Raw genomic sequence first — 12,657 nt, 5'->3', positions numbered from 1 at the left:
TTGACGCTACTCGCTACGCTCTTCCCCCATGAGGTCATGGTTGCTGCGCGGATTGGTCTTCGCGTTCCTGATGGTCGTCCTGCGGTTGATCCAGGGCGCGATGATCAACACCTGGGAGACCCAAGCGGGCCTGATCAGCATTTTCCTGTTGGTGATCTTCTTCGTCGTCGTGCTCGTCTGGGGGTACTTGGACGGCCGCTCCGACGCCCGCGCACAGCCCGACCCGGACCGCCGCTCCGACCTTGCGATGACCTGGCTGATCGCGGGCCTGGTCGCCGGCATTTTGAGCGGCGCGGTCTGCTGGTTCATCTCGCTGTTCTACAAGAGCCTGTACGTCGGCGGGCTCGTCAACGAGGTCACCACGTTCGCGGCATTCACCGCGCTGCTGGTGTTCGTCGGCGCGGTCATCGGATTCGGCGTCGGCCGCTACCTGACCGACCGGCAGTACAACAAAGAAGGGGTCCCGCGTCGTCAGGGCGGCAAGGAGAGCGCCGACACCGACGTGTTCGAGGCCGTCCGCGACGACGAGAAGACTCAGGAACAGCCGGCCAAGTAGCGCAGCGCCAGCAGGTAGCCGTCCAGCCCCAGCCCGACGATCACCCCGGAGGCCACCGGGCTCAGATAGGAGCGGTGCCGAAACTCCTCGCGGGCGAATACGTTCGAGATGTGGACCTCGATCAGCGGGGCCCGCAGTTCTGCGCACGCGTCGCGCAGCGCCACCGACGTGTGAGTCAGCCCGCCCGCGTTGAGGATGACCGGTTCGCTGGCGTCGGCGGCGCGGTGAATCAGGTCCAGCAGCTCGGCTTCGCTGTCAGTTTGGCGCACAACGGCGTTCAGGCCGAGTTCCTTGGCGGCGCGCTCGACGGTCGCCACCAGCTCTGCGTGGGTGGTGCTGCCGTACACCTCGGGTTCGCGCAGTCCCAGCCGCCCGAGGTTGGGTCCGTTGAGCACATTCACCGTCGTCATGATGGCGCCTCCAGCGCGGAGTAGGCCGCGGCCAGCAACGTGGGATCGGGTCCGTCCAGCCGGCCTGGCTTGGCCAGCCCGTCGAGCACCACGAAGCGCAGCACCCCGGCACGGGTCTTCTTGTCACCGGCCATGTATTCGATCAGCTCCGGCAATGCGTCACGGTCGTAGGTGACAGGCAACCCCAGCGCCGACAGGATCTCCCGGTGCCGGTCGGCGGTCGCGTCGTCGAGCCGGCCCGTCAACCGGCCCAACTCCGCGGCGAACACCAGCCCCACCGACACCGCCGCGCCGTGCCGCCACTGGTAACGCTCCCGGCGCTCGATCGCGTGGCCCAGCGTATGGCCGTAGTTCAGGATCTCGCGCAGCTGGGCTTCCTTTTCGTCGGCGGCGACCACCTCCGCCTTGACCGCCACCGACCGCCGGATCAGTTCCGGCAGCACCGATCCGGCCGGGTCCACGGCGGCCTCCGGGTCGCGCTCGATCGTGTCGAGGATCACCGGGTCGGCGATGAAACCGGCCTTGACGACCTCGGCCATCCCGGCGACCAGCTCGTTGCGGGGCAGCGTCTGGAGCATCGCGAGATCGATCAGCACCGCACGGGGCTGATGGAAGGCGCCCACCAGGTTCTTTCCCGCGTCGGTGTTGATCCCCGTCTTACCGCCGATCGCGGCGTCGACCATGCCGAGCAGCGTGGTGGGCACATGGACGATCGATACCCCGCGCAGCCAGGTCGCGGCGGCGAAACCGGCAACGTCGGTGGCCGCGCCGCCGCCCAGGCTGACGACCACGTCGCGCCGGCCGATCCCGATGCGGCCGAGCACCTCCCAGATGAAGCCCACCACGGGCAGGTCCTTGCCGGCCTCGGCGTCCGGGATCTCGATGCGGTGCGCATCAATCCCATTGTCGGACAGATGCTGTCGGATCGCCTCTGCGGTCCTCGACAGCACCGGCTGATGCAGGATCGCGGCCCGGTGCGTGCCGTGGAGGAGCTCGGCCAGCTCGCCGAGCAGACCGGTGCCGATGATCACGGGGTAGGGCGGATCGACGAGAACGTCGACCGTCACCGGCTCAGCCACGGCGCCGCTCCGTGTTGCGCGCCGCCAGCGCGGCCTGCGTCGCAGGGGTGGGCGCCTCGGCGCCGGCCTGCTCCGACGCCGCGGTGGGCAGCACCCGGGCGGGACGCCGTCGCCACGACGGCCGGCGCCGGCGGCGTGGCGGGTCGGGCTGCGCATTCTCCAGCCGCGAAACGATGTGGCGCACCACGGCGCCGGGATTGCGCCGGTTGGTGTTGACGCGCATCGTCGCGACGCGCCGGTACAGCGGCACCCTGTCGGCCATCAGCGCGCGGTACTTCTCAGCGCGGTCCGGGCCGCCGAGCAGCGGGCGCACGGTGTTGCCGCCGGTGCGCCGCACACCCTCGGCCGCGGTGATCTCGAGGTAGATCACGGTGTGGCCGGCCAGCGCGTCGCGGACGCCCTTGCTGGTGATCGCGCCGCCGCCCAGGCAAAGCACGCCGTCGTGCTCGGCCAGCGCGGCGCGCACCACCTCCTCTTCGATGCGGCGGAACTCCGGCTCGCCGTCGGTGGCGAACAACTCGGCGATGCTGCGGCCCGTCCTGTCCTCTATCGCCGCGTCGGTGTCGACCAGCGTGACGTCCAGCGCCTTGGCCAGGCGCCGCCCGATCGTGGACTTGCCCGAACCGGGCAAACCCACCAGTACCGCCCTGGGAGCCATCACGGCGACCCGGAAGCCTGAGCAACGTTGCCGGTCGCGGGCTCGCGGGCATCGACCGTGCGCTGATATGACGCGATGTTGGTCTGGGTTTCGGCCAGCGAGTCGCCCCCGAACTTCTCCAGCACCGCACGGGCGAGAACCAGCGCAACCATCGTCTCGACAACCACGCCCGCCGCAGGGACCGCACAGACGTCAGAGCGCTGATGGATGGCGACGGCCTCGTCACCGGTGGCCATGTCGACGGTCGCCAACGCCCGCGGCACCGTCGAGATCGGCTTCATCGCGGCGCGCACCCGCAGCGGCTGGCCGTTGGTCATGCCGCCCTCCAGGCCGCCCGCCCGGTTGGTCGAGCGCACCACCCCGTCGGGGCCGGGGTACATCTCGTCGTGCGCAACGCTGCCCCGGCGGCGGGCGGTTTCGAACCCGTCGCCGATCTCGACGCCCTTGATCGCCTGGATGCCCATCACCGCGGCGGCCAGTTGGCTGTCGAGCCTGTTGTCGCCGCTGGTGAACGAGCCGAGCCCGACCGGCAAGCCGAGCGCCACGACCTCGACGATCCCGCCGAGCGTGTCGCCGTCCCTCTTGGCGACCTCGATCTCCTCGATCATCGCCTGCTCGGCGTCCTTGTCGAACGCGCGCACCGGGCCGGCGTCGATCGCGTCGAGGTCGGACGCCCGCGGCGGCGGCCCCTCGTAGGGCTTCGACGCGCCGATCGAGATCACGTGCGACAGCACCTCGACACCCAGCGCCTGCCGCAGGAACTGCCGGGCGACGGTACCCGCGGCGACGCGCGCGGCGGTCTCCCGCGCGCTGGCCCGCTCCAGCACCGGGCGGGCGTCGTCGAATCCGTACTTGAGCATGCCCGCGTAGTCCGCGTGGCCGGGCCGCGGCCGCGTCAGCGGCGCATTGCGGGCGGTGTTTTCCAACTCCGCGGGGTCGACCGGGTCGGTGGCCATCACGGTCTCCCACTTCGGCCACTCGGTGTTGCCGATCTCGATCGCGATCGGGCCGCCGAGGGTGAGCCCGTGCCGCACACCGGCCAGCACCGTGACCTGGTCGGCCTCGAACTTCATCCGTGCGCCGCGCCCGTAGCCAAGCCGGCGGCGGGCCAGTTGTGCGGCAATGTCGGCTGATGTGACGCGGACACCGGCCACCATGCCTTCCAGCACGGTCACCAGCGCTCGACCGTGTGACTCGCCTGCCGTGGTCCATCGCAACACGTGACCCATCTTCCCATGTCGCGCGTGTGCTCCGGTGGCGCAGCCGTTCAGCCGCCCTGAACCGGGCCGCTGTAGCGGGCGCGCAGCTTGGTCAGCGTGGCCGTGATGCCGGCGGCATTGCGCTTGGCGAAACCCGTTCGCTCATAGTAATTGAACCCGTCCTTGACGCCGGTGTCGCGATAGTCGAACGTCTCGGTCACGCGTGTGACGGTCGGCGACACCGCGGTGAACTCCCAGCGCCAGTGGTGTCCGAACGGGTGGCGCCACTCGATCAGCTCGTCGGGTTTGAGCGCGGTGACCGTGCTGGTGATCCGGTACGGCAACCCGAACATCGTCATCTTCGTCGAGAACCGTGCGCCTGGGACCAAATGCGGTGGGGCGTCGATGTTGTTGCCGACGGTGCCCGACCCGTCGAGTTCGTGGTGGCGACGGGGGTCCGCGACGATCGCGAACAGCTCGGCCGCCGGCGCGGCCACCTCGACCGAGCGGCCGACCTGCCGGGGACCCGCGTCGACGATCTCGACCGTCATGCCGAGACCATCTCGAGGCTGCGATCCCACAACTCACGGGCCAGTACGGGGTCGTAGGCCCGCGGATTGGCACGGGCCACTTTGTGATTGACGTAGTACTCGCCGGATACCCAGTCGACACCGGGCGTGGCGGACGCCAGCCACACCAGTTCGTCAGAGCCCCGCTCGGGCCCGATCAGCGCGAGATGCCTGATCGGGGTGCGATATGCCGCGCGAATCCACCAGTCCTGGGCTTCGCTTCCGAAGTTCGAGGCCACGTTGCCCGGGTGGAAGGCCGCGGTGGAAATACCCGCGCCGTGGTAGCGGCGGTGCAGTTCCCTGGTGAACAGGATGTTCTCCAGCTTGGCGTCGCCATACGCCCTGCTCGCCCGATAGCCGTGCTCCGCGTCGAGGTCGTCGATGTCGACGCGCCCGAAGAGCTTGTTGCCGACGCTGGAGGTGTTCAGCACCGTCGCGCCCGATTCGACGAGCCTGTCCAGCAACAGGGTCGTCAGCAGAAACGGGGCCAGGTGATTGACCTGGAACGTCTTCTCGTGGCCGTCGGCGGTGACCTCGCGACGACCCATGAATCCGCCCGCGTTGTTCGCCAGCACGTCGATGCGCGGGTACCGCTCGAGCAACTGCTTGGCCAACGCACGAACCTGCGAGAGGTCGGCGAAGTCGGCCACGAAATGGTCTGCGCCCAGGCGCGCCGCGACGGCGGCGGTCTTCTCTTCCGACCGGCCCACGATGACGACGTTCTCGCCGCTTCGACTGAGCCTTGTCGCTGCCGCAGCCCCGACGCCGTCACTGGCGCCGGTGATGACGAGTGTCCGGTCTGCCACGTCGCTGACCCTATGCCTCACCCTGTTGAAGGCGCCACCGCGCGACTGCGGCCCTCATCGCCTCTTTCGGCGCGGGCCGGCCGGTGAACTGCTCGACCTGTGCGAACGCCTGGTTCAGCAGCATCTGCAGCCCGCTGATCACGGTGCCGCCGGCCGCGGTGACCGCGGCGGCGAGCGGTGTCGGCCATGGATCGTAGATCGCGTCCAGCAGGACCGGTGCCCGCTCGAACAGCCCGAGATGCCGCGCCGCCGCGTCGGCGGGGATCGTGCTGATGACCGCCCCGGCGCCCGCGACATCCTCGGCCAGCCCCGCGCCGCTGAAGTCCTGCCAGCGGGCGTCGACGCCGATCTGAGCGGCCAGCGTCAGCAACGGTTCGGCCTTCCCGGCATCGCGGGCCACCACGGTGACCCGCCGCACGCCGAGGTCGGCGACTGCGACGACGGCCGCCCGCGCGGTGCCTCCCGCTCCCACCACGACCGCTTCACCCGACACCGGACCGAGCGCGCCCGTCACCCCGTCCACATCCGTGTTGTCGGCGCGCCATCCGGTCGGGGTGCGCACCAGTGTGTTCGCCGAGCCGACGAGTTCAGCACGCGGCGTGCGCTCGTCGGCGAACCGCAATGCTGCGAACTTGCCCGGCATCGTCACCGACACGCCGACCCATTCGGGTCCGAAACCGCTTACCAGACCGGGCAATTGGTCGGCCGTGCATTCGATGCGCTCGTAGGTCCAGTCAGTCAGGCCCAGCGCGCGGTAAGCGGCCAGGTGCAGCTGCGGTGACCGCGAGTGCGCGATGGGTGAGCCCAGCACCGCCGCGCGGCGCGGGCCCTCAGCCGTCATCGCGCGCTGTCGAGGACACCGTTGCGCTTCGCCAGTTCGATGTTCGCGAGGTGCTGCTGGTAGTCCTTCGTGAACAACGTCGTGCCCTGCATGTCGACGGTGACGAAGTACAGCCAGTCGCCGGGGTCCGGCCGCTCGGCGGCGTTGAGCGCCGGGTCGCCCGGCGAGCCGATCGGCGTCCCGGGCAGGCCCTCCTTGACGTAGGTGTTCCACGGTGTGGCGCTGGCGCGGTCGGCGTCGGTGGTGGCTACTTCCTGGCGGTCAAGTGGATAGTTCACGGTGGAGTCGAACTCGAGCTTCTGCCGCGCCTGCAGCCGGTTGTAGATCACCCTGGCGACCTTCGGGAAGTCGGCGGGCTTGGACTCCCGCTGCACCAGGGACGCGACGGTCAGGATCTGGTACGGCGACATCTTCAGCTGGTTGGCGGTGTCGAGCAGACCGCCCTGCGCGTACTGGTTGGCGCTCGATTCGATCAGCGACGCCAAGACCTGCTGCGGCGTTGACGACGGGTCGATGTTCCAGGTGCCCGGCGCGATCAAACCTTCGAGCCTTCGATGGTCGCTGTTCATCGCGGCGACCTGCTTGGTTGCCCAGGCGGGCACGTTGAGCAGGGACGGCGACTCGTTGGCGGCCGCTCGGCGCAGGTCCTCAATCGGCACGCAGCGTCGCTGGCCGTCCAGGTCCGCGCACGATGCGCGCGCGATCAGGCTGAAGATGCCCTCGGTGACGGCGTTGGTCTTGACGTCCTGCACGTCGTCGAGTTGCCTGCCCTCGGGGATCACGAGCTTGCCGACGCGGTTCTGCGGGTCGGTCAGCCGCTTGACCGCATCGGCGGCGGGGATCTCGGTGCGCAGCTTGTAGAAGCCCGGCTGAATCGACGACATCGACGAATTTCCGTGCGCCGCATCGACAAACGCCCGCACCGTCGCGACGACCTGGTGGTCGTGCAGAGTCTGGCCGATCGCGGTGGTCGAGTCGCCGTCGTGGATTTGAATCACGACGTCGTTCTTGCCCGCACCGCTGTAATCGCTACCCGAGCCGAACACGTTGTGCCACAGCTTGGATCCCAGGAACACCGCGGCCACGACGATGACGATCAGTACTGCCAACGCGATCGAGGCCGCCGCACGCCGACGACGGCGGCCCCGTTGCGCCCGCATCCGTTCGGAGCGGCTCATCGTGTGCCTGGGCGGGCCGACCGCAACCGGCTGCGCGCGCCCGCCTTCGCCGACTCGTTGCGTCGCCGGGGCGGGGCGACTCTCCCCGAGTCGCTGCGCCCCTGCCGAGTGGCGCGGCTCCCCTTCTCGTGGCGCTGCCACCCAGCGCGGACGTCGCCCGTCAGCCACTGTCGTCCCCTCGCTGCGATGCGGCCCGGCGCTCGTCCAGCCAGCCCTGCAGGATCGTGACCGCCGCGGCCTGGTCGATCATCGCGCGCTGCCCCTTGGCGCGAATGCCGGCGTCACGCAGCGACCGCTGCGCGGCGACGGTGGTCAACCGTTCGTCGGCCAGCCGCACCGGTATCGGCGTGATCAGCTCGGCGAGTTCGCCGGCGAGCGCGACGGCGTCCCGCGCCGCCGGGCCGGTCCGGTCGGCCAGCGTCCGGGGCAGCCCCACGACCACCTCGACGACGTCGAGGTCGGTGACCAGCCGGCTCAACCTCCGCAGATACTTGCCGGAGCGCTCGCGGCGCACCGTCTCCACCGGCGTGGCCAAAATGCCGTCGGGGTCGCTGCTGGCGACCCCGATCCGCACACTGCCGACGTCGATCCCGAGACGGCGCCCCCGGCCGGGGTCGTCGCTGCCGGGCCGATCCGGCAGTCGGTGCTCCTCGGGGCGCACCCGGCTAACCCCGGGCGATCTCGGAACGGAGTGCGGCAAGCGCGGAGTCTATGCCCGCCGTCTTCTTCCCGGAACCCTGCGCCAGATCCGGTCTACCCCCGCCGCGGCCCTCAACCGCCGCGCCGAGCGCCTTCACCAGATCGTTGGCACGCAAACCCAAGTCCTGCGCCGCGGCATTGACCGCGACCACGTACGGCACGGAATTGTTCTCGCCCGCGGCGATGAGCGCCACCACGGCCGGATCGGTACCCAGACGGGCGCGGATGTCGCCAACCAGGCCGCGTAGCTCGCCCGCCGTCGTCTCCCCCGACATTCGCTGGGCCACGACTCGGACCCTACCGATACGCTCCGCGCCGGCAACAGCGTTGGTCGCCGCGGCTCGCGATGCGGCCAGCTTGGTTCGTTCGAGTTCCTTCTCGGCGGCCCTGAGCCGCTCGACCAGCGTTGCGACGCGGGCCGGCACTTCCTCCGACGGCACCTTCAGCGACGACGCCAGCCCGGCCAGCAGCGCCCGCTCCTTGACCAGGTAGCGGAACGAGTCCAACCCGACATAGGCCTCGACGCGACGCACACCGGACCCCACCGAGGATTCGCCGAGGATCGTAACCGGCCCGACCTGTGCCGAATTGTGCACGTGCGTACCGCCGCACAGCTCGAGGGAAAAGGGTCCGCCGATCTCGACCACCCGGACCTGCTCGGGATACTGCTCGCCGAACAGCGCCATCGCGCCCATCGCCTTGGCCTTCTCGAGGTCGGTGACGAAGTCGTGAACCTCGTGGTCGGCCTCGACGGCTTCGTTGGTGACCTCTTCGATCTGCACACGCTGGTCCTCGGTCAGCGGTCCCTGCCACCTGAAGTCAAACCGCAGATAGCCGGGCCGGTTCAGTGAGCCGGCCTGAACGGCGTTGGGCCCCAGCACTTGCCGCAACGCGGCGTGTACGAGGTGCGTGCCCGAATGGCCCTGGGTTGCCCCGTGGCGCCAGCCTGGGTCGACCGCCGCGACCACGGTGTCGCCCTCGACGAACTCACCTGATTCGACGTTGACGCGGTGCGTGAACAGCGTTTTGGCGATTTTCTGCACGTCGGTCACGGCGGCCTTGGCCGCCCCGTTCGCGCCCGTGCCGGTGATCGTGCCTTCGTCGGCGATCTGGCCGCCGGACTCGGCGTACAGCGGCGTGCGGTCGAGGATCAGTTCGACCCGCTGCGCACCCTGCGTCTCGGTCCCGTGCGCCACGACGGGCACCCGCTTGCCGTCGACAAAGATGCCGAGAATCTCTGCCTCAGAAGCCAGTTCGCCGAAGCCCGTGAACTCCGTCGGTCCCGCGTCGATGAGTTCTCGGTATGCCGAGAGGTCCGCGTGCGCCTGCTTGCGCGCGGCGGCATCGGCCTTGGCGCGCTGCCGCTGCTCGGCCATCAGCGTGCGGAAGCCCTGCTCGTCGACCGTCAGGCCCGCTTCGGAGGCCATCTCGAGGGTGAGATCGATTGGGAAGCCGTAGGTGTCGTGTAGCGTGAACGCGTCACTGCCTGACAGCACCGTGGCGCCGGAGGCCCGGGTGGCCTGCGCGGCCTCCTCGAATAGCCTCGAGCCTGACGTGAGCGTGCGGTTGAACGCGGTCTCTTCGGCGACCGCGATCCGGTTGATCCGCTCGAAATCGGTGACGAGCTCGGGATACGACGGGCCCATCGCATCGCGCACGGTGGCCATCAGCTCGCCGACGATCGGGGAGTTGATGCCGAGCAGCTTGGCGGAGCGGACAATCCGGCGCAGCAGGCGGCGCAGCACGTAACCGCGTCCGTCGTTGCCGGGGCTGACGCCGTCACCGATCAGGATCGCCGCGGTGCGGCTGTGGTCGGCGATGATCCGGTAGCGCACGTCGTCGTCGTGGTGCCCACTGGCATAGGGCCGCGGCGCGAACTCGGCGACCTTGTCGATGACCGGCCGCAGCAGATCGGTCTCGTAGACGTTGTCGACGCCCTGCAGGATGAAGGCCACCCGTTCGACACCCATCCCGGTGTCGATGTTCTTGCGCGGCAACGGGCCCAGGATTTCGAAGTCGGTCTTGGACGTGCCTTCGCCCCGGACGTTCTGCATGAACACGAGGTTCCAGATCTCGATGTACCGGTCCTCGTTCACGGCAGGGCCGCCCTCGGGCCCGAATTCCGGGCCGCGGTCGTAGTAGATCTCCGACGACGGGCCGCACGGACCGGGGATGCCCATCGACCAGTAGTTGTCGGCCATGCCGCGACGCTGGATCCGCTCGAGGGGCAGCCCGGCGACCTCCTGCCACAGCTGCACTGCCTCGTCGTCGTCGATATAGACAGTGGCCCACAGTCTTTCCGGGTCAAGGCCGTACCCGCCCGCCTCGACCGGCTTGGTCAGCAGGCTCCACGCCAGCTCGATCGCGCCACGCTTGAAGTAGTCGCCGAACGAGAAGTTCCCGGCCATCTGGAAGAACGTGTTGTGCCGGGTGGTGAAGCCCACCTCGTCGATGTCGGGGGTGCGCACACACTTCTGGATGCTGGTGGCGGTGCGATACGGCGGGGTGCGTTGGCCGAGGAAGTACGGCACGAACTGGACCATGCCGGCGTTGACGAACAGCAGATTAGGGTCGTCGAGGATCACCGAGGCGCTGGGCACCTCGAAGTGACCCGCCTTCACGAAGTGATCCAGGAACCGCTTCCTGATCTCATGTGTCTGCACTGCTGCTTGTGTCCTCGTCAACCGATCTATCGACCGCACTACAGTACCGGCCCGTTGACCGGAGCTGAAAAGTCAACGATCCGGCCCGGGTTGTAGTGCCGGTCCCTCAGCCCTTCACAAAGCTCAGCCGCACCGACCGGCGGGGATTGTCCCGGTTGAGGTCGACCAGCACCACACTCTGCCAAGTACCCAGTAACGGCTCGCCGTTATGCACCGGGATCGTCACAGACGGCGGGACCAGCGCCGGCAGCACGTGGTCGGCACCGTGGCCACGCGAGCCGTGCGCATGGCGGTAGCGGTCGTCGCGGGGCAGCAGCCGCTCCAGGGTGTCGACGAGGTCCTCGTCGGACCCGGCGCCGGTCTCGATGATCGCGACGCCCGCGGTCGCGTGCGGGACGAAGACGTTGCACAGGCCGTCGCCCCGCGGGGCGCAAAAGGACCGCACTTCGTCGGTCAAGTCGACGGTCCGTCGTCGTGTGGTGTCGATGTCGAGCACGTCGGAGTCCACCGGGCCAGCCTACGGCCCTTCGGCAGGGGCCCTTGGGACCTTCGCCCCTCTCCCGCCACCGCCCGAAATCCATAGCGTCGCGGTATGGCACATGAAAGACGTTGGCTTGCCGGCGCGGCGCTCGCGCTGGGCACAGAGGCGCTGTACCGGCGGGTCCTGCGCCCGTGGATGTACGCCTGGGGCGCCTATCCCGACGAAGTGCACGCGGCGCTGCCTGGCGACGAGCTCGTGGCGTCGACCACGCCGCGCAGCACTCGCGGGGTCACGATCGACGCGCCGGTCGAGCAGGTGTGGCCGTGGCTGGCCCAGATCGGCGAGGACCGCGGCGGCTTCTACAGCTACGACTGGCTCGAGCGGTCGATCGGCGCCCAGATCCACAACACGAACACCATCCATCCGGAATGGCAGGAGCTGCAGGTCGGCGACCCGGTGTGGCTGGCCCGCCGCTACGGCCCGATGGCCCGCCAGGTTGTCGCGGCCGTCGAGCCCAAGTCGTATCTGGTGCTCATGTCCGAACCCGACTTCGACCGGGTGTCACGAGGCGAAAAAGCACACGGATCGTGGGCCTTCTATCTGGTGCCGCGGGGCAGGCGGACCCGGCTGCTGGCCCGCGGTAGCGCAGGCGCGGTGGGCAACGCGACGTTTGACATCCCGCATTTTGTGATGGAGCAGAAGATGCTGCGGGGCATCCGCGATCGTGCCGAGGCCACGAAGGACCTGCCTGCCCACTGAAACCATTGAAACGCCTTCTTCGGCGGAGCAAGGTAATCAGTGGACCGGTGGCGCCGCCGGGGCGCTGCCCCAAACGAGGAGGGGGTGGATCGTGTACGCACGCTCTACCACGATTCAGGCCCAGGACTCGGCGATCGACGCCGGAATTGCGTATGTTCGCGATGAGGTCATGCCCGCGCTCGAGGCTATTGACGGATGCGTCGGCATGTCGCTTCTGGTCGACCGGGAGTCGGGCCGGTGCATTGCCACCAGCGCGTGGGCGACCGAGGAGGCGATGCACGCCGCCGCGGATCGGGTACGGCCGGTGCGGGATCGCGCCGCGGAGATGTTCGGCGGCAGCGCAGAGGTTGCGGAGTGGGAGATCGCGTTCTTGCACCGCGACCACCGATCGGGCAACGGTGCCTGCGTCCGGGCCACGTGGCTCAAAGCCGCGCCGGGACAACTCGCCCAGGCCGCCGACTTCTACAAGTCGGCGGTGCTGCCGTCGATGGAGGGGTTCGACGGGTTCTGCAGCGCCAGCCTGATGATCGACCGCGCCTCCGGGCGTGCGGTGTCGTCGGCGACTTTCGACAGCCGCGACGCGATGGACCGCAACAGGGAACCGGCCCGGTCGCTGCGCGCAACGCGGCTACGCGAGTTGGGCGCCGACCAGCTCGACGTGGGCGAATTCGAGCTCGCCCTGGCCCATTTGCGGGTACCCGAGCTGGCCTGAGCAGCTCACCCTCAGAGCGCCTTGACCACCGCGTCGAGCCGTTCGTA

At 69.1% G+C, this 12,657-nt stretch carries 13 protein-coding genes and 1 pseudogene; 3 read left to right on the top strand and 11 right to left on the bottom strand.

Going from position 1 to position 12,657, the window contains the following annotated elements; translation table 11 throughout:
• The first annotated feature begins 28 nt into the window (after positions 1 to 28).
• Positions 29 to 556, top strand: coding sequence for a B-4DMT family transporter (locus tag VKG81_RS17765; protein ID WP_324397866.1), 528 nt, complete (start codon positions 29 to 31; stop codon positions 554 to 556).
• On the opposite strand, the gene aroQ is transcribed toward VKG81_RS17765, so the two are convergent.
• The 11 genes and pseudogenes from aroQ to VKG81_RS17710 form a co-directional block, all read right to left on the bottom strand.
• A complete protein-coding gene (gene aroQ / locus VKG81_RS17760) occupies positions 535 to 966 on the bottom strand; it encodes a type II 3-dehydroquinate dehydratase (RefSeq protein WP_324397865.1) in 432 nt (143 codons plus the stop codon). The two genes, VKG81_RS17765 and aroQ, sit on opposite strands and share 22 nt — an antisense overlap.
• Entirely contained in the window at positions 963 to 2,045 is a 1,083-nt protein-coding gene (gene aroB / locus VKG81_RS17755) for a 3-dehydroquinate synthase (protein WP_324397864.1), read from the bottom strand. Before aroB ends, aroQ begins: the two co-directional genes overlap by 4 nt.
• 145 nt (positions 2,046 to 2,190) lie before the next feature.
• A pseudogene (locus VKG81_RS17750) lies at positions 2,191 to 2,703 on the bottom strand (shikimate kinase); the annotation flags it as partial.
• Positions 2,703 to 3,923 (bottom strand): chorismate synthase, encoded by a 1,221-nt coding sequence (gene aroC, locus VKG81_RS17745; protein ID WP_324397863.1) that lies wholly within the window; start codon positions 3,921 to 3,923, stop codon positions 2,703 to 2,705. The gene aroC and the pseudogene VKG81_RS17750, both read right to left, overlap by 1 nt.
• A 47-nt stretch (positions 3,924 to 3,970) precedes the next feature.
• Positions 3,971 to 4,453, bottom strand: a complete 483-nt coding sequence (locus tag VKG81_RS17740; RefSeq protein WP_324397862.1) for an SRPBCC family protein — start codon at positions 4,451 to 4,453, stop codon at positions 3,971 to 3,973.
• The gene (locus VKG81_RS17735) at positions 4,450 to 5,277 is read right to left on the bottom strand and encodes an SDR family NAD(P)-dependent oxidoreductase (RefSeq protein WP_324397861.1); all 828 of its coding nucleotides are present in this window, start codon (positions 5,275 to 5,277) and stop codon (positions 4,450 to 4,452) included. Before VKG81_RS17735 ends, VKG81_RS17740 begins: the two co-directional genes overlap by 4 nt.
• A 10-nt stretch (positions 5,278 to 5,287) precedes the next feature.
• Positions 5,288 to 6,118: a shikimate dehydrogenase gene (locus VKG81_RS17730; protein ID WP_324397860.1), complete on the bottom strand. Its 831-nt coding sequence runs from the start codon at positions 6,116 to 6,118 to the stop codon at positions 5,288 to 5,290.
• A complete protein-coding gene (gene mltG / locus VKG81_RS17725; protein WP_324397859.1) occupies positions 6,115 to 7,296 on the bottom strand; it encodes an endolytic transglycosylase MltG in 1,182 nt (393 codons plus the stop codon). Before mltG ends, VKG81_RS17730 begins: the two co-directional genes overlap by 4 nt.
• 160 nt (positions 7,297 to 7,456) lie before the next feature.
• Positions 7,457 to 7,957 carry a Holliday junction resolvase RuvX gene (ruvX, locus tag VKG81_RS17720; protein WP_324397858.1) on the bottom strand — a complete coding sequence of 167 codons (501 nt, stop codon included), beginning with the start codon at positions 7,955 to 7,957 and terminating at the stop codon, positions 7,457 to 7,459.
• 4 nt (positions 7,958 to 7,961) lie between these two features.
• On the bottom strand, positions 7,962 to 10,658 hold the full coding sequence (alaS, locus tag VKG81_RS17715) for an alanine--tRNA ligase (RefSeq protein ID WP_324397857.1): 2,697 nt from the start codon (positions 10,656 to 10,658) through the stop codon (positions 7,962 to 7,964).
• A 106-nt stretch (positions 10,659 to 10,764) separates the two neighbouring features.
• Positions 10,765 to 11,154: a secondary thiamine-phosphate synthase enzyme YjbQ gene (locus VKG81_RS17710; RefSeq protein WP_324397883.1), complete on the bottom strand. Its 390-nt coding sequence runs from the start codon at positions 11,152 to 11,154 to the stop codon at positions 10,765 to 10,767.
• A 96-nt stretch (positions 11,155 to 11,250) separates the two neighbouring features.
• Here VKG81_RS17710 and VKG81_RS17705 point away from each other — a divergent pair, with 96 nt between their 5' ends.
• Complete coding sequence (locus VKG81_RS17705) at positions 11,251 to 11,898, top strand: hypothetical protein (RefSeq protein WP_324397856.1); 648 nt, start codon at positions 11,251 to 11,253, stop codon at positions 11,896 to 11,898.
• Positions 11,899 to 11,989: 91 nt separating this feature from the next.
• Entirely contained in the window at positions 11,990 to 12,610 is a 621-nt protein-coding gene (locus VKG81_RS17700) for a hypothetical protein (RefSeq protein ID WP_324397855.1), read from the top strand.
• The last annotated feature ends 47 nt before the right edge of the window (positions 12,611 to 12,657 follow it).

Source organism: Mycobacterium sp., from assembly GCF_035314905.1.
Taxonomy (GTDB): Bacteria; Actinomycetota; Actinomycetes; order Mycobacteriales; family Mycobacteriaceae; genus Mycobacterium.
This window is presented reverse-complemented; position numbering and strand designations above follow the sequence as displayed.